The sequence below is a fragment of the Deltaproteobacteria bacterium genome, assembly GCA_019308905.1.
GTDB lineage: Bacteria > Desulfobacterota > BSN033 > WVXP01 > WVXP01 > JAFDHF01.
In genome coordinates this window covers 23,483-45,744 of record JAFDHF010000028.1, presented here as the reverse complement: position 1 = coordinate 45,744, position 22,262 = coordinate 23,483, and the positions used below count along the sequence as shown (strand labels likewise).

Annotated in this window: 19 protein-coding genes; 8 read left to right on the top strand and 11 right to left on the bottom strand. The window is 53.0% G+C overall.

Going from position 1 to position 22,262, the window contains the following annotated elements; translation table 11 throughout:
- A partial coding sequence (locus JRJ26_10850; GenBank protein MBW2057982.1) for a hypothetical protein occupies positions 1–579 on the bottom strand: 579 nt, incomplete at its 3' end.
- Between the two features lie 592 nt (positions 580–1,171).
- Positions 1,172–1,357, bottom strand: a complete 186-nt coding sequence (locus tag JRJ26_10845; protein MBW2057981.1) for a hypothetical protein — start codon at positions 1,355–1,357, stop codon at positions 1,172–1,174.
- Between the two features lie 42 nt (positions 1,358–1,399).
- On the opposite strand from JRJ26_10845, the gene JRJ26_10840 reads away from it, so the two are divergent.
- From JRJ26_10840 to JRJ26_10830, 3 genes are all read left to right on the top strand, one after another.
- Entirely contained in the window at positions 1,400–1,705 is a 306-nt protein-coding gene (locus JRJ26_10840; GenBank protein ID MBW2057980.1) for a zinc ribbon domain-containing protein, read from the top strand.
- A gap of 225 nt (positions 1,706–1,930) precedes the next feature.
- On the top strand, positions 1,931–4,777 hold the full coding sequence (locus tag JRJ26_10835) for a UPF0182 family protein (GenBank protein MBW2057979.1): 2,847 nt from the start codon (positions 1,931–1,933) through the stop codon (positions 4,775–4,777).
- 109 nt (positions 4,778–4,886) lie between these two features.
- Positions 4,887–5,333, top strand: a complete 447-nt coding sequence (locus JRJ26_10830; protein MBW2057978.1) for a methylated-DNA--[protein]-cysteine S-methyltransferase — start codon at positions 4,887–4,889, stop codon at positions 5,331–5,333.
- Positions 5,334–5,369: 36 nt separating this feature from the next.
- Here the strand turns inward: JRJ26_10830 and JRJ26_10825 are convergent, their stop codons facing one another.
- Complete coding sequence (locus tag JRJ26_10825) at positions 5,370–6,479, bottom strand: PilT/PilU family type 4a pilus ATPase (protein MBW2057977.1); 1,110 nt, start codon at positions 6,477–6,479, stop codon at positions 5,370–5,372.
- A gap of 178 nt (positions 6,480–6,657) precedes the next feature.
- Here JRJ26_10825 and JRJ26_10820 point away from each other — a divergent pair, with 178 nt between their 5' ends.
- On the top strand, positions 6,658–7,587 hold the full coding sequence (locus tag JRJ26_10820) for an LD-carboxypeptidase (GenBank protein MBW2057976.1): 930 nt from the start codon (positions 6,658–6,660) through the stop codon (positions 7,585–7,587).
- Positions 7,584–9,014, top strand: coding sequence for a UDP-N-acetylmuramate:L-alanyl-gamma-D-glutamyl-meso-diaminopimelate ligase (mpl, locus tag JRJ26_10815; GenBank protein ID MBW2057975.1), 1,431 nt, complete (start codon positions 7,584–7,586; stop codon positions 9,012–9,014). The genes JRJ26_10820 and mpl overlap by 4 nt, the downstream gene beginning before the upstream one ends.
- A gap of 24 nt (positions 9,015–9,038) precedes the next feature.
- Here mpl and JRJ26_10810 read toward each other — a convergent pair whose 3' ends face one another.
- Positions 9,039–9,404: a response regulator gene (locus JRJ26_10810; protein MBW2057974.1), complete on the bottom strand. Its 366-nt coding sequence runs from the start codon at positions 9,402–9,404 to the stop codon at positions 9,039–9,041.
- A 418-nt stretch (positions 9,405–9,822) separates the two neighbouring features.
- On the opposite strand from JRJ26_10810, the gene JRJ26_10805 reads away from it, so the two are divergent.
- The 3 genes from JRJ26_10805 (at position 9,823) to JRJ26_10795 (ending at position 13,737) form a co-directional block, all read left to right on the top strand.
- Positions 9,823–11,190 (top strand): sigma-54-dependent Fis family transcriptional regulator, encoded by a 1,368-nt coding sequence (locus JRJ26_10805; protein MBW2057973.1) that lies wholly within the window; start codon positions 9,823–9,825, stop codon positions 11,188–11,190.
- A 497-nt stretch (positions 11,191–11,687) separates the two neighbouring features.
- Positions 11,688–12,722, top strand: coding sequence for a lysophospholipid acyltransferase family protein (locus JRJ26_10800; protein MBW2057972.1), 1,035 nt, complete (start codon positions 11,688–11,690; stop codon positions 12,720–12,722).
- Positions 12,607–13,737, top strand: coding sequence for a hypothetical protein (locus tag JRJ26_10795; protein ID MBW2057971.1), 1,131 nt, complete (start codon positions 12,607–12,609; stop codon positions 13,735–13,737). The genes JRJ26_10800 and JRJ26_10795 overlap by 116 nt, the downstream gene beginning before the upstream one ends.
- A 77-nt stretch (positions 13,738–13,814) precedes the next feature.
- On the opposite strand, the gene JRJ26_10790 is transcribed toward JRJ26_10795, so the two are convergent.
- From JRJ26_10790 to JRJ26_10760, 7 genes are all read right to left on the bottom strand, one after another.
- Entirely contained in the window at positions 13,815–14,315 is a 501-nt protein-coding gene (locus JRJ26_10790; GenBank protein ID MBW2057970.1) for an NUDIX hydrolase, read from the bottom strand.
- A 65-nt stretch (positions 14,316–14,380) separates the two neighbouring features.
- A complete protein-coding gene (locus JRJ26_10785) occupies positions 14,381–15,343 on the bottom strand; it encodes an ArsA family ATPase (protein ID MBW2057969.1) in 963 nt (320 codons plus the stop codon).
- A 142-nt stretch (positions 15,344–15,485) separates the two neighbouring features.
- The gene (ccsB, locus tag JRJ26_10780) at positions 15,486–16,328 is read right to left on the bottom strand and encodes a c-type cytochrome biogenesis protein CcsB (protein ID MBW2057968.1); all 843 of its coding nucleotides are present in this window, start codon (positions 16,326–16,328) and stop codon (positions 15,486–15,488) included.
- A gap of 150 nt (positions 16,329–16,478) precedes the next feature.
- Positions 16,479–17,222 (bottom strand): hypothetical protein, encoded by a 744-nt coding sequence (locus JRJ26_10775; GenBank protein MBW2057967.1) that lies wholly within the window; start codon positions 17,220–17,222, stop codon positions 16,479–16,481.
- Positions 17,219–18,346: a response regulator gene (locus tag JRJ26_10770; GenBank protein MBW2057966.1), complete on the bottom strand. Its 1,128-nt coding sequence runs from the start codon at positions 18,344–18,346 to the stop codon at positions 17,219–17,221. Before JRJ26_10770 ends, JRJ26_10775 begins: the two co-directional genes overlap by 4 nt.
- 320 nt (positions 18,347–18,666) lie before the next feature.
- A complete protein-coding gene (locus tag JRJ26_10765) occupies positions 18,667–20,046 on the bottom strand; it encodes a sigma-54-dependent Fis family transcriptional regulator (GenBank protein MBW2057965.1) in 1,380 nt (459 codons plus the stop codon).
- A complete protein-coding gene (locus tag JRJ26_10760) occupies positions 20,018–22,255 on the bottom strand; it encodes a GAF domain-containing protein (GenBank protein ID MBW2057964.1) in 2,238 nt (745 codons plus the stop codon). Before JRJ26_10760 ends, JRJ26_10765 begins: the two co-directional genes overlap by 29 nt.
- Positions 22,256–22,262 lie beyond the last annotated feature (7 nt).

Sequence of the window (22,262 nt, the reverse complement as noted above, 5' to 3'; positions counted from 1 at the left end):
GATTCTGATGGGCGTATCCAGGGTAATAGAGCGGTCCTTCAGCAGTTCCGTTGCCGTAATCGTAACGACCTTTCCCTCTTCTTTGACAAGCCTGATAGGAGTATCGGGAGTGATATACTTCTTCTCAAGGAGTTCCCGGGGGGTAGTTATAATGACATCCTCGCCCTCCTCGACGACCCTGATCGAAGTACGAGGGCCGACGGTTTTGTCTTCCATGAGCTGCCTTGGCGTGGTGATGAATGTCTTCTCCTCCTCGACCAGTACCTTGATGGGAGATTCCATCCCTATGGATTGGCTTTTCAGAAGCTCTTTGGGCGTGGTGACGACAACCTTTCGCTCCTTTCTCGACAGTACCGTCCCGGCATCGACAAAATGATCAGCCTTTTCTATGTCTATCGGACCTCTGGCCTCTTTCTTGAGCGACTCGATATGTCTTACTGCCTTCTCCGTTATGGTTCTTTCCGCTTCTTTCTTACGTTCCGACCTGAGCAGGAAGCTGACGGCGATAGCAAGAGCAATGAGTAGAGGGACCAGGTACTTCAGGTAGGCAGTTATTCTTTGCCTCGTACTCCCTTCCATGGTCTTTCTCCTGTATGAAGCGCCCGGCCTCGTGGCACGAGCGGGTATCGATGCTCCCCGACAAGCCGGTAAAACAAGGACTGCAATACGGCTCCAGCAGCGGTCTTGAAAGGTCCAATCTCTGCAGCTCCCCGGCCTCCAACCACCTGGATTTCCTTCCCCCTCCAGAAGGTCCCAAGGCTCTTGCCCTGGGTATCAACACAGCCGCTTCTTTCTTGATAGGCCTGGATACATCCACCTTCGAACCGAGAAAATCGAATGGGCTTGAACGGCTTCTCCGCCCCTTGCCGGCACGTTATTAACATATTGTACATGCTTAAACAGATGAAGTCAAAAAAAGAGCACTGCCGAATCAGGTTCGCTTACCTGCCTTTCCCGTCTTCGAGTCTTCAAGAGCGCAGACGCGAATCCTCGCAGGGCGCACCGGTCTTGCGGCCCCGCTCGGCTGGAGAGAGGTCCTCTGACCGCAGGCAACGGAGCCGAATCCTAGAGGACCCGGCCCTCACGTGAATCTTGCATAAACCATTTCTGCCGTGATAGCCTTTTGGTTATCCATGGAGGCGGGAAGAGAGGTGATCCCCTTCTTCGGCTCTCAGTCTGCCCTTATGTGTTTGAACCGGATGTGGGTTCCTCTGGAAGGGGGAGCGTCCAAGCAGGAGATTTCGATCGAGGCGGTCGTATCTTTTCCCTTAATCTTGACGGAAAGCACACCGCCCTGGTAGATATGGGCTATTTCTTCTCTACTGAGGGTGAGACTTGCCGACAGTTCTCCTGCCATCGGGCATTTCCTCCATGAAGAAAGGTTTTTGAACGGTATTTTATGATTTTCATCGCAGGGATTCAACCCAAAACCAAGCGCCTCGATACCAATCCCCGGATCTGCCCTTCCTGTGGGGCGCCGGCAGCTTTTCTCGCCAGGATAGATCACTATCTGACACTCTTTTTCATCCCCCTGTTCCCGGTAAAACGAGGAGAGCCGGTCCTGATCTGCGAGAGTTGCGGGGCTGTGGCCAGCCAGGCAGGCGAACCCCTGTGGAAGGGCGGTGAGAACCGCTGCCCGCGATGTGGAGAATCCATACAAGAGGGCTTTCTCTTTTGTCCTTACTGCGGGGCAAGGCTCAGATAAGATCTGGGGGGAGCTTGTGGCTGGTGGTCCGGGAAGGTGGAGGAGACGTTGCTTTCTTTTCCGGGCCCTGCTGTTGCCAGTGGGTTTTAATGCGGATATAATCTTTCTGTTTCTTTAGATTTCTTGGCGGGAGGTCTACCCGGCAAGATCCGGTGGAGACACGGGTTTTTCCCCTTGGAAGGGTGGTCCAGGTTCCGGCACTTTGATGTAGGATTGGGAGACGTTATGAAAATTCAGGCAGGGCTCTTTCGAGCAGGTATCGTCTTGGTATTCGTTCTTATCGCCCTTGGCTGGTTGGGGTCGAGTCTCTATCCCGACTGGCTCTGGTTTCAACATCTCGGCTTTTCCTCTGTCTTCCTGACGACAGTGAGTTCCAAGCTTCTGGTCGGCCTGGGTGCTGGATTGGTTTTTCTTCTTATCGTGTGGGTCAACTACTCTGTTGCGCGTCGGTATGTGAAAAGGGCCGGCCCCTCGGCCGGTGGCAGGGGCGGGATCTCCGTGGAGGGTCTTCCGATCAGCGAAAGGACCGTCAGTTGGGCTATCAGCGCCTTTTTGATAATCGTCGCCCTGATGGTAGGGAGTGCGGCTTCGGCGAAATGGAGCATGATCCTGCTGTACTTCCACCCCAAAGCCTTTGGGATCTCTGACCCGATTTTCGGCCGGGACGTGGCCTTCTATGTTTTTTCTCTGCCCTTCTACCTGTTCGTCAAGGCATGGCTCATGGGTTTTGTCGTCTTCGCGGCCATGGTTGTGCTTCTGGTATACAGCCGCGGAAACCTCTTCCGCATGGAGCTTGGTGCCCCACAGGCTGACAGAGAGATCCAGAGCCCTCCCAAGCTGAAGGTCGATCCGATCGTTAGAAACCATCTCTCTGCCCTGGGCATAGTCATCATAGGACTTCTAGTATGGGGTTACTGGCTGAAGGTTTTCCAGCTCCTCTACTCCACCAAGGGGCCCGCCTTCGGGGCAAGCTACACGGATATTCACGTCCAGATGGTCTCATACAGAATTCTCATGGTCGTCCTTGTGGCCCTGGTCATCCTTTTGGCAATCAATATGTTTCGGCCTCGCCGGGGTGCTATCCTCTTGGGTCTTGCATCCACCCTGGGAGCGATGGTACTGGCGAGTGCCGTAGTTCCCTCGCTCGTGCAGAAGATCGTCGTGAAGCCCAATGAACTCGATAAGGAAAGACGGTACATCGCTTACAACATTGAATACACCCGGAGGGCTTACAACCTCGACAAGATTTCCGAGAAGAATTTCGTGGCAAACCAGGATCTTACAGCAGAAGATCTGGCAAGGAATACAATGACCCTGGAAAACATCCGGATATGGGACGATCGGCCCCTGAAGGAGACATACGGGCAGATTCAGTCGATTCGGTCGTATTACGGGTTTTCGGGTATCGACGTCGACCGGTACCTTTTGGACGGTCGTTACAGGCAGGTGACTTTGTCGGCCAGAGAGATTTCGGTGGATCAACTGCCATCCCAGGCCAGAACCTGGGTAAACCGGCATCTGGTGTACACCCACGGCTACGGACTGGCCTTGAATCCGGTGAACAAGGTGACCCAGGAGGGGCTTCCTGATCTATGGGTCAAAGACCTACCCCCGGTGACCAGGGGTATTGAAATCAGACGCCCGGAGATCTATTACGGCGAGAAAACGGACAACTACGTCATAGTACGAACAAAGGAGAAGGAGTTCGACTATCCAAAGGGCGACCTCAACGTCTATGCCACCTACCGTGGAGACGGAGGGGTTCAGCTCAACTCCTTCGTGAGAAGGCTGGTTTTCGCAATCTCTTTTCGAAGCACCGATATCCTCTTCACCGGTTATCTCACTCCTGAAAGCCGGATCATGTTCTACAGGACCATCAGCAGGCGTGTGAAGAAGATCGCTCCCTTTCTCAGTTTCGACCGTGATCCCTATCTGGTCATAGCGGAGGGGCATATCTTCTGGATTCTCGACGGCTACACAACGAGTCCCATGTACCCTTATTCCTCCAGGATGTCGGAGAAACTCGGCCTGGAGATCAACTACATACGCAATTCCGTCAAGACGGTGGTCAATGCGTATACGGGAAAGGTGACCTTCTACGTGATCGATGGGACAGACCCTATTATCCAGAGCTTCATGGAGATCTTTCCCAGCCTATTCCGACCCATCGACCGCATGCCAGAGTCCCTGCGATCGCACCTCCGCTATCCCAGGGATCTTTTCGATATTCAGGCCTCCATGTATCGATCCTATCACATGCAGGATGTGCAGGTCTTCTACAATCAGGAAGACCTCTGGCAGGTTCCCATGGAGATGTATGCCGACAGCCAGCAGCAGATGAAACCCTATTATATCATCATCAAGCTGCCGGACGAGAAAAAGGAGGAGTTCCTCCTGATGCTTCCCTTTACGCCTTCGGAGAAGGACAACATGATTGCCTGGCTCGCAGCGCGGAGCGATATGCCTCATTACGGGGATCTGCTGGTCTACAAGCTCCCGAAAGAGAAACTCATCTTCGGACCCATGCAGGTGGAGGCCAGAGTCGATCAGCAGACCCATATCTCGAGGGAACTGACTCTCTGGGGTCAGAAAGGATCGAGGGTTATCAGAGGAAACCTTCTGGCCATACCTATTGAAAAGTCCTTCCTTTACGTGGAGCCCGTCTACCTTCAGGCAAGCCAGGAATCCCAGCCGGGGGTTGCAGGTACGAGGAAGACGGTGGGAATGACGGCGGCCAGGTCGGTAACCCCTCCAAGAAGCATGGGAATTCCCGAACTGAAAAGGGTGATCGTTGCCTATGGAAACGAGGTGGTCATGAGGGAGGATCTGGCCAGTGCTCTGGCTGCAATCTTCAAGAAGGCAGAGCTACCAGAGGTGGGGAGGCAGACGACGAGGGAAGAAGAAGGATCGATTCGAGAGCTGGTCGTCTCCGCTCTGGACCAGTACAGGAGGGCGCAGAGACTCCTTAGGACCGGAGACTGGGCTGGATATGGGGAGGCGCTGGACAGGCTGAAAAGATTACTCGAGAAACTCGAGAGCAAGACAGGCGTGACCGTGCCCTCCGAAAAATAGAGCGTTATGGAGAGGGTGAAAGGCGTCAAGGGATAGTGCGCTGATTCGGGAAGCGGGCCGCAGAGGCAACAGGATCTTTCAGATATCCTATCTTTCTCCGCTCGGGCCGATGAGAATACGGGGGGGTTTCTCTGCCATCCACGAGGTTGGCTTCTGCGAAACAAAGGGGGACGATGAAGGGGGGCGGGTGCCATCTGTACTCCTTGCCTGCCGGGATCAGCTGGACGAGTATTTCAAGGGAGTTAGACAGTCCTTCTGCCTCAACCTTGAGCCTCTGGGTACGGATTTTCTTAAACTGGTGTGGTCAGAGCTCCTTCAGATACCATACGGCCAAACCAGATCATACGGGGAGATTGCCGCGCGGATCGGAAACGGCAAAGCCTTCCGGGCAGTCGGCCTGGCAAATGGGAGAAATCCAATTGAAGTCATCATCCCGTGTCACAGAGTGGTTGGGAAAAGAGGTGAGCTCGTCGGATATGGGGGTGGACTCTGGCGAAAACAATGGCTCCTCGATCACGAAAGGCGCGCAAGTCGACTGGCATGTTTTCAGGAGTGAGCCTCGGGGCTTCCCGCGGTTCCAAGCTCTCCCGGCTCACCGCGTCAGATCGAGGCCCTTGACGAAGTCCGACGGGCTTCGGGAAGCAGTTTTTGCCACGTCCAGGGTGATGAGCCCTTCTCTTAGAAGGCTGACCAGATCATATTCAAAGGTCTGCATCTGATACTCATCCATGCCGTTTTCAATGTGCCTCAACAGATCCTGGGGGGTGCTGTCTGGATCCCGGATGCACTCCTGGATCGAGTAGTTATTGACCAGGATTTCGGTGGCCAGAACACGACCGGAATGGTCCTGCCGGGGTAGAAGATTCTGTGAGACGATGGCCTTGAGGTTCTCCGCGAATCTTGAACGGATCATGTGTTGCTCTTCGGAGGGGAATAGGCCTATGACCCGGCTGATAGTCCGCGTCACGTCCGGAGTATGAACCGTGCTGAGAACGAAATGGCCGGTTTCTGCCGCCTGGATGGCGACGTCCATGGTTTGAGAGTTCCTGATCTCGCCGATGAAGATTATGTCTGGATCCTGGCGCATGGCGGCCCAAAGCCCGCTGTGATAGTCCTCAACGTCCCTGCCGACTTCCCGCTGTGAGATGCTGCTCTTGTCACTTTCGATGACGAACTCTATGGGGTCTTCAATGGTGAGAATGTGTTTGCACCAGTTCTTGTTGATAAAATCGAGAATAGAGGCGATGGTGGTGGATTTGCCCATACCGGTGGCCCCGGTTACGAGAAGCAGCCCCCGTTCGAACCCGGCGATCCTCTTGATGACAAGTGGAAGGCGTAACTGCGTGAAGCTTGGTACCTCTTTTGGAATTACACGAAGCACAATGGCAGGAGTATTCTTCTGTTTGAAAAAACTCACCCTGAACCTTCCCAGATTCTGAGGCGCAACAGAACAGTCAAACTGCTTCCAGTTGTTTTGGCGGTGGATTTCATCGAAATCAGACCGGAGAGTCTTGGCGATCGTGTGGAGGTCTCCAAGGGATAAGGGGGTCGACCCCAACCTCTTCAGCTCCCCGAAGATCCGATAGAACGGGGGTTCGCCCACCTTGAAATGGATGTCTGAGACAGGATATTTGTAAGCCCCGGCCAGGACCTTTTCGATTAATTCACGCCCGGCATCTGAGGTCTGCTTTCCCTGTGACATGTGGTACCCTCCCTGGTAACCTGAGATGATGGATGAGCCCTCTATCCGAATGAGTTTATCGGCAAATTGTATTATTTTCTTAAGCACTTTCGGAGGTCCGCAGGTGTCCTTTTCTTGCCCGCGGCCTTGCTTTTGCATTACACTTAGTCCAACCCCCTTACCCGACGAGGAATATGCCGTGGAAGATCTTATCAAGGCGCCGGCCCTGGTCCCCGGAGACGCGGTGGCGATTGCAGCCCCCGCAGGCTGCCTCAGGGAAGAGGGGAGGGGTTTTCTTGAGAGGGCCGTTTCGAGTCTCCGAGCAATGGGTTTTAGAGTAAAGGCCTCTCCACCCCCCTTTCGACGAAACCGCTATCTGGCCGGGGAAGACGTTGAGAGAGCCGACGAGCTGATGGCGTACTTTTCTGACCCGGACATCCGCGCGGTGTTTTGTGCCCGTGGCGGATACGGGTCGCAACGGGTCATCCCTTTGCTCGATCCCGGCGTGATTCGGAGCAACCCCAAGATACTGGTGGGATCCAGTGACATCACGGCTCTGTTGGTCTATCTTCTGGAAGAGTGCGGCCTGATCCCCTTCCATGGACCCAACGTGGCAACCCGCCAGTTCTTCGATGGGGATGCAAAGAGAACCCGGGCAAGCCTGAAGGAGACACTCCGCCTGGGACTTCCGAGTGAAACTCCGGTCTGCAGGGTGTTGAAGCCTGGCACCGGACAGGGGAGAATCAAGGGTGGCTGCCTCTCCATTTTGGTGAGCACCATCGGGACGGCTTATGAACCCGACCTCAGGGGCAGTATTCTCTTTGTGGAGGACGTGAACGAACCGCCCTATCGAATCGATAGGATGTTGACACATATGAGACAGGCGGGAAAACTCGATCAGATCGAGGGCTTGGTTCTCGGCGAGATGGTGGGTTGCAACGATAAAGAGGGGACAAACCTGGAATCCGTAGTCCTCGAGTTGTTCCGCCATCAGGACATCCCCATATTGTCTGGGTTCCCGTCAGGCCATGGTGCGATGAACCTCACGATTCCACTTGGAGTCCGCGTCTTCCTGGACGGAGGCCGAGGCCGTCTCATTTTCAAGGAGAGTGGGTTATCTATCCGATGAAGTCACAAAATCACATTCATTTCATAGGAATCTGCGGAACCGGCATGGCTGCGGGCGCCGTGCTGATGAAGGCGAAAGGATATCGGGTGACAGGCTCGGATACGGGGGTCTACCCACCCATGAGCACCTATCTAGAGGGAGAGGGCATAGGCTTTGCCATCGGCTTTGATCCGTCGAACCTGGTGCCCAGGCCTGATCTCGTGGTCATAGGTAATTCCCTGTCAAGAGGAAACCCGGAGATCGAAGCGGTCCTCGATCTGAAGATCCCGTATGTTTCGCTGCCGGAACTGCTGAGAAAGGAGCTCATCCGGGCAAAGCGGTCCCTCGTGGTGACAGGAACTCACGGCAAGACCACATCGTCCTCTCTCCTGGCCTGGGTCCTCGAATCGAGCGGGAGAAGCCCATCCTTTTTCGTCGGCGGCATACCACTCAACTTCGCCAGGCCGATAAGACGGACAGAGGGGAGTGAAGTGGTTCTCGAAGGTGACGAGTATGACACATGCTTTTTCGACAAGAGGCCCAAGTTTCTCCATTATCGGCCTGATGTGATGATCATAACCAACATCGAATTCGACCATGCAGACATCTACAGGAACATCCACGAAATCGAGACGGTCTTTGCAAGTGCGCAGCAGCTGATTCCCCGGAAAGGACTGGTGGTTGCCAACGGTGACGAGAGCGCGGTCAGGAGGGCTCTGAAACGAACCTTCTGTCCTGTTGAATGGTTCGGTCTGGGAGAGAATGTGACATGGCGGATTGCCGAGTTCAGACCAGAAGGGGAGGGGATTGCCTTCTCCTTACTCCACAAGGGGCGTTTGAACAGTCGACTGTATCTCCCCGTGATGGGCGAACACAATGCCCTCAACGCAGCGGCCGTCTATATCGTATGCCACAGGCTGGGCCTCACGAGTCAAGAAATACAGAGGGGATTCGGGACATTCAAGGGGGTTCGGCGCCGAATGGAGAAGAGGGGAACCTTCCGGGGTGTGACCGTCTTCGACGACTTTGCGCATCATCCCACAGCCATTGCCAGAACCATATCGGCTCTTAAGGCCCACTATCCGGGACGTCCCCTGTGGGCCGTATTCGAGCCGCGGACCAACACGACCCGCCGCAATCTTTTCCAGAGGGAGTTGGCAGAGGCGTTCCGGGGGGCACGCGGGGTTCTCATTGGGGAAGTATACAGGAAAGACCGTATCGACCCGGTTCATCGACTCGACCCGGCAAGACTCGCCAGGGATATCGAGGTGAATCTCACTCAAAGAGCGTGGTATATGCCCGAGGTCGACGAAATCGTGGCTTTTCTCTCTGACAGTGTCCGGCAAGGGGAACTCGTTGTAGTCATGAGCAACGGCGGATTCGGAGGTCTTACGGACAAACTTGTCAGCACCCTCAAACAACAGGACCATAGGGGAGATATCCACTGAGGAAGGCTGATGAGAGAGGCCTGCTTACGGAGAGGAAGAAATAAGTTCTCTTATCTTCTTTTTCAATTCGGTGAGATCCGAGGATTTGACCACGTACGCATCGGCTGCTCCGGTCAGGAAATCTTCACGGAACCTGGAGTAACTGGTATTCAGGATCACCGGGATCTTCTTGTGCTTGCGGAGTATCCTGGTCATCGCCTCCATGCCGTCCATTTCCGGCATCACGATGTCGAGTACCACCAAGTCCGGAATCCTGTGTTCAACCCTTTCAAGGGCTTCCTTACCGTCCCTGGCCACCATGATCTCGTAACCTTCGTCACCGAGCACCTCCTGGCAGAGAAGTCGCTGATCCTCATCGTCGTCTACAACGAGGATGGTTTTCTTAGCCATCACCGTCCGCCCCTCACAGGGTTAAGCCGGTGGATCACAAGAACCCACTTTGGTTTCGGCCCCTGTTCTGTTGGCTTCAACTTAACATCCGACCTCTGCCGTGTCAAGCTCGCCCTTGATCGAGCTCCCTATCGGTGGAAAGAGAGATTTCTGATTGCAGCCTGAGGGAAGGGGGCGAGGTCGCAACCATGGAACCCTGATCGGGTTTTACTCAAGGAGGTGTCGCCACCCGATGGAAGGTTAAAAAAGTTTAATCTCCCTTTAATGGATTTTTAATTCTCTTCGGGTATATACTAATCAGTAAAGAAACATTTATCTCCTTACGTCGGCAGAGCGGGGGCTCTGCCTTTTTTTTTCACCCTATCAGAATGATAGTTGTTCCTTGAAAACCAACAGGTCTTGTGGCAGTATAGGAAGTATGGGTGCCGATAAGACGGGATTCTCTCTGCTGCTCGTCGATGATGAGGCAATGGTGCTCTCTCTGCTTAGGGATATCTTCGTAGATGAGGGCTACCATATCCACACGGCTCGTAATGGGGAGGAGGCTCTGGCGATCCAGAGGAGGACCCGCATACACGCGGCGCTGATCGATTTCAAAATGCCCGGCATGGACGGCCTGACGCTTCTGCAAGAGATGAAAGAGCATGACTCGGACCTCATGGTCATAATGCTGACCGGACATGGGGGGGTCAGGGAAGCTGTGAAGGCGATAAAGCTTGGAGCTCTTGATTTCCTGGAAAAACCCTTCTCTCCTGAGGGACTACGTGCTCGAATAGGCCAACTCCGCCACATCTGGGAACTCAGCGAAGAAAACCGCAGGCTCAGAGCCAGAGCGATATTTCGGTTTGGCTTTGACAGTTTGGTGGGTAACTCCAAGGCGCTTCTGAAGGTGAAGGAGACTATCGGCCGGGTTGGCCCCATGGATACGACGGTTTTGATTCAGGGGGAGACGGGAACCGGGAAGGAGCTGGTGGCCCGTGCAATCCACTTTCACAGTTCTCGGTCCAAGAAGAATTTCGTAGCCGTCGACTGTGCTGCCATAAGCCAAACCGTTATGGAAAGCGAGCTTTTCGGACATGTCAAGGGTGCTTTTACAGGAGCCCACGTCTCCAATCCCGGTCTGTTTCGATCCGCCCACAAGGGGACCCTCTTTCTCGACGAGGTGAGCGAGTTGTCCCCGGCGGTTCAGGCCAAGCTCTTGAGGACTATTCAGGAGAGGGAAGTACGCCCTGTTGGAGGGACCAGAAGCTATAGCGTGGACACCCGGATCGTGGCAAGTACCAACCGAAATCTTGCCGAGGAAGTCGGCAGGGGTACGTTTCGAGATGACCTCTATTATAGGCTCAACGTGGTGACGATCGACCTGCCGCCCCTAAGAGAAAGAAAAGAGGATATTCCCCTCCTGGTGAGATATTTCCTGGAGCGCTTTGCCACAGAGTACTCACCCGTAAAGGGAATATCGGAAGAGGCCCTTTCCTGCCTGGAGAAGTCCGACTGGCCCGGGAATATCCGGGAACTGGAAAACGTGATCCGTCGGGCGGTCTCTCTGGGACGGGGAGAGGTGATCCTCCCCGGGGACCTTCCCCCCGTTTTCTCTTCCCACTCGGAGCATTCCTCGAGCTGTGTGGTTCCGCCTTCAGACGACACGCTGGCTGCCTATGAGAAAGCGGCAATTCAGAACGCGCTCATCAAAAGCGGGAGCCACCGAAAAAGGGCTGCCGAGATTCTGGGAATCGGAGAAGCCACGCTTTACAGGAAGCTCAAAGCATACGGCATCTACGGCTAGATTCTCCCCACGGGCCTGGGATGGGAGGGCCGATTCCATGCCCGGCGGTTCGGTGTGGAGAATCGTTTCACGGTCTGCCCCAAAGACGCCTCTCAAGGCCAGTCTATCACAATGATATAGTATCTCTCCATTTTCCTACCATTTTGCTAGTAAGCCTCCCAGGGATCGACGTGAAATAGGTCTTTCACATCAATGGCATATGGAATGGGACGCCTTCGGTACGCTTTTTGCTTAATAATTGGTCTTGCTTGAGCAATTTTTTGGTTTTGCTCGAAATCGTCTACTCGTCTTATCAATGTTTTAGAGAACGCGCTGTTTGTTGTTTGGCCAACCACGTGTGCAAGCATTAAGTTGTTAAGTGTTTTTTTTCTTGACTAGGCACTTTTGTTTATTGTAAAAAGATTTTTGGTTTGTATGGCGGAGGGTTGGACGAGGAAAGGAGTGAACTCTATCACATAGCTTTGCATCGTGTTCGGCTTTTCCGGGAGGTATGGGGGATGAGGGGGATAAGGAGACACAATCTCAGCCGGTTCTTGCAATCCCGTGTGTTCATGGCCCTTGTCAAGGTTTTACCGTGGATGGTTTCTTTCTATTTCCTATGGCTTGTGACGATGCTGTATTTTCTGTTGAATCGGGAAGATAGAAGAATCGTAAGGAAAAACATCCATGAGGTTTTTGGGAAGAGCCGCAGCAGCCGAGAACTCGACGGCCTTTTTTGGGCTACACTGAAAGGGATTTTTCGTCATTATTTTGAGAAGCTCTTCCTCGCCTGTACCACCGATCGCCAGTGGCAAGATTACTTCAAAAAGAAAATCCGTATCTCCGGTAGGAGGCATCTGGATCGGTTCTTTTTGAAAAGGAAAGGGGTCATCCTAGTAACAGCCCATTTCGGTGCTGTAGAGTTTCTCCCGGGCTTCTTGACCCTTCTCGGATATCCAGTTGCTATTATCGCAAAGTTCAAGACCCGGAGACTCAGGGAAAAGTGTAGGGAGCAGGCTGCAAAGGTGGGGGCGAGGATTATCGATGCCAGTGAACCAAACAGTTTCTTTTCGGCCCTCTGTGCGCTCAAGGAGGGGAGAGTCCTAATTACCGAGTGTGACGAGGTGGAATGTTGGAAACCCTATCCCGGCAGATCGATTCCTCTTTTTGGGACATCCTTCCAAGTGGACCGGATCCTGACGATCTTGCAAAGGAGGTCGGGAGCGCCTGTTGTTTTCGGATACGTACGGAGGGAAGAGAAGGGGCGCTACGTTGCAGAGATCGAAAATCTCCGGCAGCCAGGTGGGGCCATGCCGGACGGATTGGCAGAAGCTGTACTGAAAAAATTCGAGAGGCTTGTTTACACCCATCCCGACCAATGGTACATTTGGAAGAATTTCCAACGAATGAAAGTATCGGGTCGAGAGGGAGTGACAGGTGAAGATCGAGAGGGCGACCGTCTATCTGTTAAGGCTTCCCCTGGTTCAATCATACAACCACTACGCGGCTTCCCGCAGCTACACGGACAATATTGTTGTCAGACTCCAGTCTGAGGGTTTGACCGGATACGGTGAGGGCGTCCCAAGGAGCTACGTGACGGGCGAGGGGGCGCAGTCTGCCTTCGAGGTAATGGAACGAAGCCTGGCCGATGTGCTCTCCCCGCGGACGTTTTCCGATATTAGAGACGTGAAGAGGTGCCTTTCCGACTGGGCCGCCGGTTCCCTGTGGAAGAGAAATCCCGCGGCTTTCTGCGCTCTGGAACTTGCACTGCTTGATCTATCGAGCAGGTGTTGGGACTGTTCATTGGAGGGTATCTTCGGGTTTGAGTGGAACCAACCCCCTCCTTACAGCGCGGTCATCCCCCTGCTTCCTCCTGACAGACTCGATCCTTTTCTCTCCCTTGTGCGAGAGCACGAGATGAGGACGATCAAGCTCAAGGTGGGGAATCCCGTTGATTTTGCGGTCTTTGAGAGGATTTTTGCCGTGCTTGGCACCGATCTTGACCTTCGTGTCGATGCGAACGGGGCCTGGACACAGGACGAGGCCTTAAGAAATATCGACAAATTAAGAAGGTACAAGATACGAGCGATCGAACAGCCTGTGGCAAAAGAGGACTTTGAGGGCCTCAAGAAGGTAACGGCTGCATCTGGAGCCCTGATTATCGCAGATGAATCGGTCTGTTCCATCGAGGATGCTCGGAAACTCTGCGAAATGAAGGCGTGCCATGCTTTCAACGTGAGGATCTCCAAGTGCGGCGGGCTTCTCGCCTCCCAGGCAGTCGCGGATATCGGCAGGCAGGGAGGATTGAGAGTCCAACTCGGCTGTCAGGTCGGTGAGACGGGGATACTTTCGGCTGCCGGCCGCCACCTTGCTGGCTGGCTTCCCGATCTCCTCTATCTCGAAGGCTCCTTCGGTACCTGGGCCCTCCAGGAAGACGTCGTCGAGGAGGACATCAGGTTCGGGAAGAACGGGGAGGCCCCTCCTCTGACAGGGAAGGGGTTGGGCGTCCATGTCAGGGAAGAGACCCTGGAGCGGTACGCTACGGACGTGGCAACATTGATAATCTAGCAGCTCTTGCCACCGGATCTCTCTGCGATCTTCTTTCACACATCCCTCAGGCAGGAAACAGATGGATTTGATCGCGATCACTTTCCCGGTCGCGTGGCTGAGGGGCGAGGTCTCAATCCAGTCCTCTCGTAAAAGAGGTAATCATCCAGAATCCTTCTATGATCAAAGGCCAGAGTATCCGGGATCTGGGATTTCTTGAAGATCCGAACCTGAGCGGCATCGTCCCCGGCTACGGGTTCACCCGCCGACGTGGCGATAAAGACCGTTGTGATCGAGTGGTGGCGCGGATCGCGACGGGGATCAGAATATGTGTGGAACTGCTCAGTGAGTTCAACTTCCAGCCCTGTCTCTTCAACGGCTTCACGGAGGGCCGCCTGTTCGAGACTTTCTCCATACTCACAGAACCCACCTGGAAGAGCCCACATCTTGGGTTCTCTCTTTCTCATTATGAGTACCAATCCTTCCTCCTTGTTACTGACTTTACACCGAATGATTATATCCACTGTGGTCAGAGGGGAGGAATACTCCCGGATAGGGGCTCCGCATTTAGGACAGCGCACCACCCTTGATACGGCCATTTCTGACTCCTTGCATTGTTTGTCCACCCATCTCCCTTCTCCCAGTCGAACGGATTTCCCCCTCATCAACTCCCAGGAGGGAAGAGGATTCGTGAGACCTCGCTGATCCGTTCGAGACCTTTCACTTCCCGAGGTGACTCGGGGAGATGGACTATCTTGATGCGCTTGCCGTAGCTCTCCTCAAGGACCCGGAGATAGTCCTGCTGCATTTTCTGTTTGATTCTGTGAAAGTCGCAATCGGCCTGTTCAATTACGTGGTTGACTATTAGATATCTCACGGTCAGCTCATATTCATCAAAATCCTTGATGATCCGTTCGGTCTGCTTGACTCCGAGGGCCTCTGGTATGGTCACCAGGACAAAGGCGGTCTTGCCCTGATCCCGGATGAACCGAACGATCTTTTCCGCCAGGTCTCCCCAACTGCTGATGATCTCCATGAGGGATCGTTTCCCCTTACGAAGGCGGATGCCGTCCTTGAATTTCTCGAGGTAGGTATAAATATTAAGGTAGAATTTTGTGGCAGCTTCCAAATGCTTCAGGAAAATCTGGGGCAGGTGGAGGAGCCTAAGGGTATGTCCGGCAGGGGCGGTGTCCCAGACGACAAGATCGTACTGCCCCCCCTCGACCAGGTCGAGGATGTAGTTGAGCATATACTCCTCCTCGATTCCCGGTGCCGTACCGATATAGTCCACGAAGTCATAATCTAGGTTTGCAAAGGAAGATATTACTTCGTAGATCTCCGGACCAAATCTCTTCCGCCACATATCCAGAACAATCTCGGAGCTGATTTCGATTCCATACAGGCCGTCGACCCCCGTAACGGCGGTTTCTCTGTCACCGATGGAGCACTCGAAGATGTCAGATAGGGAAGGGGTGGGGTCGCTTGAGATGACAAGGGTTTTCCTTCCGATTTCCGAAAAATGGAGGGCCACAGCAGCAGCGCACGTCGTCTTGCCCACCCCTCCTTTCCCGCCTATCAGAATGAGCTTACCGTGTTCACTATCGAGTTTTGAAAGGGAGGAAACCATGGAATTCCTCTTTGTGAAAGATTTAAGGAACAAAATATAGCATATGAGGCCGAGGGGCAAGACCGGACTTCTGTGAATCGATCTTGGAACCCGTCGAGTAGATTGCGAGGAGCGAGAAAGGTTTTGGGAAGCGATCGAACTCCTACGCGTAGCTGTGCAAGCCCGAAATTAGATAGTTGACGCCGAAATAGGTGAAAATGACCGCTCCAAAACCTATGATCGAAAGAAAGGCGGCTTTCCTCCCGGACCATCCACGGGCCAGCCGGGCGTGAAGAAAGGCGGCATAGACAAACCAGGTTATCAAGGACCAGGTCTCCTTGGGATCCCAGCTCCAGTAAGAACCCCATGCGTAGTTGGCCCATGCGGCTCCGGTGACGATTCCGAGAGTGAGCATGGGAAATCCGATGAGGATCGATCGATAGCTTATCTCATCCAGGACCCTGGCCGCAGGCAGAAAACGTGATGGAGAAGGGTCACGTCTCTCCCTACTCTCCCTGATCAGATAGAGAAGACTGAACCAGAACGAGACGGCAAAGGCTGCATATCCCACAAAGCAGGTGATCACGTGGATGGCAAGCCACGGACTCTTCAGGGCAGGGACTAGGGGGTTGATCTCGGAGTTCACACCAGGAATGATAGCTGTGAGGGCCATGAAGAGAAAGGCAAAAGGCGTCACGAAGACACCGATCGTTTTCTGCTTGTAAAGGAGTTCCAAAACGAGGTAGAGAAGAACGATCGTCCAGGAGAAAAAGATCAAGGACTCGTACATGTTTGACAGGGGAACATATCCGTACCCTGTCTTGTGCGTCTCGATCCACCGGTAGACCAGGCCAACCGTGTGGAGTGCAAGCGCCCCAGCAAGCAAAGCGGTTGCGATCCGTCCGATCGCTTGGTTTCGGCTGACAGCGTAGATGAGATAGATCACCGTCACGGCAAGGTATGCATACATTACTACGCCGAAAATCCACGCACTTGTCGTCTCCATGATGGTTTGCCTTCCTCACGGGAGAATGATAAGGACTCTGAGAAAGCTAACAGATTTGATGAGTCTCTGTCAATGGATCGACCCGATCGGATTTCCTGACTTTTCGATCAAGAATTCTGGGCGATTCGCAGCTCTACATGAGAAGACGGTTTATGGGGGTGAAGGTTCGCTGATGAGCGACTCTCGCTCTGGTTCGGCGATTTTGGGTCTTTCCCTTTCGATCCTGAACTGAACCCTTGCCGTGGCCACGAATAGATCATCGTCGAGGCTTTCGCGGAGGAAGCAGGCGAGAGAGTCACGCTCCCTCCGGGCCAGGCGGTTTGAGCAGGCTCTAAAGGCGGTCTCCATGATCCTCTTGTCCAGAGAATAGGACCACAAAACAGGGGTCTTCCTCTCAAAGGCGATTCGCTTCAGCTCTTGCGGCCTGATACGGGAGACCGTTCTTCCCAGGCTTTCCACAAAGATTTTGATCTTCTGGGAAGAAACAAGAGAGGGGGAGAGTGCTCGTTCAAGCTCTCCCTGGATCGCCTTTTTGTCAACGGTCAGCCTGCCGGGTATGAGACGAAGCCTGCCGGCAATGAGTTCGTATCGATAAGGATCGAGAATGCTTTTTCTGGACTTCTTCACAACGAAGTGTTCTCTTCCATTGGTGGCTTCAAAGTAGCTGGTTTTCACGGGTTCCCAGTAGTCCTGATAACTCATGAAAGACCCTTCCAGCACCTGGAGCACTTCGTGTGGGTGGTTCAAATGTCTCTGGAGGAACAGGGCGCGATCGTCGTGCTCAACAGCCACCCATTTCCCGTGTTCTTTGTGGTACTCCGGAGATCGGTCCACTGAAGAAAAGAGAGCAACAGCATTGCACTGAATGCAGCGTACCAACTGCTTCTCTATCATAGGGCTTCCCCGTGAAGTCTCTCGTGAAAGCCCTCGGGCTGACACAGGTCTTTCTGTTCTCGCAAGACTTCCATGAAGATCCCAACCAGATCGGGGTCGAAGCAAGTCCGGGCACCTCTCTCGATCTCCGCCCGAGCCTCGGCGGGGTCCATGGAATCCCGGTAGAGTTTCTTCGACATGAGAGCGTCATAGGTGTTCCCGATGGAAAGGATTCGAGCACCGAGGGGAATCTCCCCGTCTGCCAGCCCACCGGGATAGCCCGTCCCGTCGAAGCGTTCGTGGTGATGGCGGATGACCGAAATCGTACTCTCCGGCAGTTGGAGAGGCTGAACGAGCTGGACCGATTTGAGGGGATGCCTCTTGAGAATGGCCCAGTCGGTACTGGAGAGCTTTCCTTCGTTGTTCATGAATCGACTGCTGATGCAAACCTTTCCGATGTCATGGAGGTACGATGCCACCTGTAGAGACGTTCTCACCTCCTCGGCGAGTCCAAGCTTTCGGGCCACAGAGTCCGTATATCGGCCGACTCTTGCCGAATGGCCGGCAGAGTAAGGATCTCTCTTCTCGATCCCCTCTGATACCATACGAATCAATTCGAGACTCGAGATCTCTTTTGCCTTCGGCCCGAGTTGCTCGCCGTTACGCAGGAGTCTTCTCGTCATTTCCAAGATCTTGGCCAGGCGTGGCTCTGAGTATCCTTCCACCGAAACCGAGGCGATTTCGCTGAAGATGGTTTTGATAGTGATCTCGGTATCCCTCATTTCCAGACATCGCTTCACCACGGAGAGAATTTCCTGGATATTGAAAGGCTTGGAAATATAGTCAAAAACATCGAGGCGAATGGCTTCCACCACGGACTTGAAAGTACCATAGCCGGTAACAATGATAACCAGCACGTCCGGATTGGATTTTCGGACCTGCTCCAGCACTTCCAACCCGGAGAGGCCCGGCATCTTCAGGTCGAGGGTGATGAGATCCACGGTGTTCCTTCCAAGGAAATCGAGAGCGGCTCTCCCATCGGAGGCTGTGTGGACGTCATAGAAGGGCTTCAGGATAATCCTGAGCGATTCCCTCGGCCCGAGCTCGTCATCGACAATCAGTATTCTTGCATGCTCCACCATCATTCAACCTCGAAGCAGAAGGACAATACCGTTATGCAAGCAATCTACTTGCCAAAAAAACTCTGGTCGAAGCACTAGGTTTCGTCTTTTAACCTATTGGAACGGCGATACAATGCTGGAATGCACATGGAAACGGGAATAGGAAAGATCCTTTGCTGGCAGCATCTTCTGTACAAATTTGGGCATTCCGCTAATGACAAAGATGACAACACAGCGAAAAACAAAGGAAATTCTCCCTTAAATCATGAGGTCCAAAATTGGGCACTCGAGTCGACTTTTCCAACAGCCCAGAGCCACCGAAGGGTAGAGTACACCTGTAGGTTCTAATGGGGATCGAATTCGATCTTCAACTTGTCCAGCTTATATTTTAGGATGCGCCGGCTGATTCCCAATTTGGCTGCTGCCTGGGACTGGACATAGTTGGCTCGTTTCATACCGTCCATGATGATATCCCGTTCAAACTCGGCAACGGCCTTGGTCAAAGATATGTCTCCCCCAAGGACGGCGTCTTTCAGCCTGTTGATCCGCACGCTCTCACGGACGTTGACAGGGAGATCTTCAGGTGTGATGATCTCGGATGTGGACAGAGCCATCACCCTCTCGATGAGGTTTTCGAGTTCTCTCACGTTACCGGGCCAATCGTAATTGATAAGGACATCCATCACGCCCTGCGATATCTTGTACGGTCCCTTCTGATTTTCGGTGCGGAAGTGTCTCATGAAATGATCAACCAGAACCGGGATATCCTCTTTCCGGTTTCGTAAAGGGGGAATCTCGATCGGAACAACGTTGATTCGGTAGAAGAGGTCACCCCGAAAACTCCCGTTCTTGATCGATTCCTCCAGGTTCTTGTTGGTTGCCGCGATCAAGCGAACATCGACCTTGATGTTCTTTGAGCCTCCCACACGGGTGAACTCCTTCTCCTCGAGAAAACGGAGGATTTTGGCCTGAGTGGAAAGGCTGAGTTCCCCGATTTCGTCGAGGAAGAGGGAACCCGTGTGTGCCATTTCGAAACGGCCGATCTTTTTCTCATAGGCACTGGTAAAGGCCCCCCTCTCATGGCCGAAGAGTTCGCTCTCTATCAGGGCTTCAGGTATGGCGGCACAGTTGATTGTAACAAAGGGTCTGTCCCTTCTTGAACTGTGGCGGTGTATTGCACGGGATATGAGTTCCTTGCCTGTTCCGCTCTCTCCGGTGACCAGAACCGTAGTCTTGGAATCCGCAACCTGCCGGATGACCCTGAAAATCTCCCTCATCTCCCTGCTCTTGCCTATGATATTGTCGAAGGTGTAGCTACGTTTCACCTCCGACCTGAGGAGCTCCACTTCCCTGGACAAGTCCTGAGTCGACAGGGCCTTGCGAACCACAATTTTCAGTTCGTCAAGATCGAAGGGTTTCACGATATAGTCGTCCGCTCCGAGCTTCATTGCCTCCACCGCATTCTTAACGGTCTTTGTGGCGGTAATCATGATGACGGGAAGGTCTCTGTTGCGCTCCTTTATCTGCCTCAGAACCTCCAGGCCGTTGATATCAGGGAGAAGAATATCCAAGAGAACGATATCAGGTGCCCCCCCATCGACGAGCCGGAGAGCCTCATGGCCGTCCTCCGCCAAGAGGATACGGTAGGTGTGCTTGAAAACCCATTTGAGTGACTCTCTTATGGCCGACTCATCATCAACGATCAGCAAAGCCTTCTTCGCCACTTTTCTTCACCACCCCAGAAAGCTCTGATAGGTAGGATTCTCGAACCGGCTGTTCCCTATCGGTACCATCCTTTCCCGAGGCACCTTCTCTTGTGATTGGGAAATCGATGAAGAAGGAGGAACCTTCACCCACCCGACTCTTCACGGTTATGATCCCCCTGTGTTCCTGAATGATCTGGTGGGAGATGGCCAGGCCGAGTCCGCTCCCCTTGTCCTTGGTGGTAAAAAAGGGAGTGAAAACATCGTCCAAATGGTCTTCAGGAATTCCCCTGCCCGTGTCCCGTATCTCAACCTGAAGGACCTTGTCGCTACCCTTTCTCGAAAGGGTTCGGATTTCGACGACCACCTGTCCCCCATCTTCGGTGGCCTCGATGGCATTGAGCAGAATGTTGAGAAAGACCTGTTTGACCTGCTCCCGGTCGATGGCGATACGAGGAAGGTCGTCTTCGTACTTCTTCACGACTTCCAGATTCCTGTTTTTCAATTCCGTGGAGATAAGCAGGATCATGCCGTCCATGATCTCCGGGATGTCTTCCAGCTGAAGCTGGGGAGCAGCAGGCCTTGCAAACTCCAAGAGCTCGTTGACCAACAGGCATATCCTGTCGACCTCGCCGGAAGCTACTGCAAGAAAATCCCTCCTGAACTCCTCATCATCGATCCTGTCGGGGAGGAGTTCCACGAGGGTTTTTATCGCCACAAGGGGATTCCTGATCTCATGGGCCAACCCTGCGGCCAGAGTCCCCAAGGAAGCGAGACGATCCGCCCGGCGCACGACCGCCTTTTGTCTCTTCACGTCCTCATAAAGCTTGGCATTTTCTATGGCGATGGCCGTCTGGTTGGCAAGGCTCTCGAGAAGGCCGATGTCTTCATCGGAGTAAATCTCCTTTTGCGATTTCCTGCCCAAATTAATGAACCCGATGAGTCGTCTCTTTGTATGAAGAGGGATAAGAACCTCCGATTCCATCTGTCCCATTCTATTGATCACCTTTTGCAGATCAGGCCTTCTCGTTTGCTTCTCCCACTCCTCTCTTACTATAATGCTTCTATTTTTCTTCATCCATTCAATGAAATCATCGCCTGCACCCGGATATGAAACATTCTTCTCAGAAGCAGTAAATGTGTTAGTACCTTTTTCAGCCTGTAGTTCATACTTTCCTGTGCTTTCTTCATGGACAAAGATAGACGCATTGACGATATCCATTGCAGTCGTGATTGTATGTAGCACCTCTCTGCACAGAACTCCCAGTTCGACTATGGTTACTATTTCCTTACTGAACTCTGAAAGAATAGACCTGTACGCAAGCCTGTTCCTGAAGATTGTCCGTTCGAGGCTTGTCTCAGCATGTGGAATAAGAGCTGAGAATACTATGCAACTAATAGAAAGGATAACGAGGATTATGAATAAGAATACAAATTCAAACTTTTCGAAGATAATATTAGAGAAAAAAACAATCAACAGAACTGATGGAAGAACAACAGCGGCAAGAGTCACAGCATAGATAGTTCCTTTCTTAAGTACCAGATCTATATCCATCAACCTGTGTTTCGCAATTGCATAGGACAGAATGGCGGTCATTATGACCGAAGCGAAAGCAGCGGTTCCCATATTCAAGTACTTCAATCCCAAGGGCTGAAACACCATTAGTATCAGGATTCCAAAAAGTCCTGGAACGCTTATTGCCATCATGAGATACTTGGACTGGACTTTTTGTCTTCCGGTCTGGGCTCTCCTATAGGAACGATAAAAGGTCAAAAGGGTCAGAGAGACAAAAATCGACATATGGACCCTGAAAAGCCAATACAGGGGACCTGCGATCTTTCCGAAACCCCATGACTCTGTTTGGACGCCTGAAATGAACAAATTCGTGGGCAGCAAAGAGAGCAGGAAGAGAGACGGAGTGAACAGCAGCAAGGCCGTCGCTCTGTTGCGGAGGAGGGTACTTCGGTGTGGGAAGCCCAATGCGAGAACCCATGATGCATTGGGCGCAAGAATGAGTCCAACGTAAAGGAATCGATCCCAGAATAGCGCCGCCCTCGCGGTCGTTGAGTTTACCAGATTGAATTCACCGAATTGCCAGATACAGATCGCAAGCATCAGGAGGGCGAACAATCTATTCGATAGCGAGGCGGGATTTTTCCGGTAGACATATAAGCCGAAAAACGTATTCACGATCAGGGCAGACAAATCCGGAACTGCATACAATGTCACTTCAACA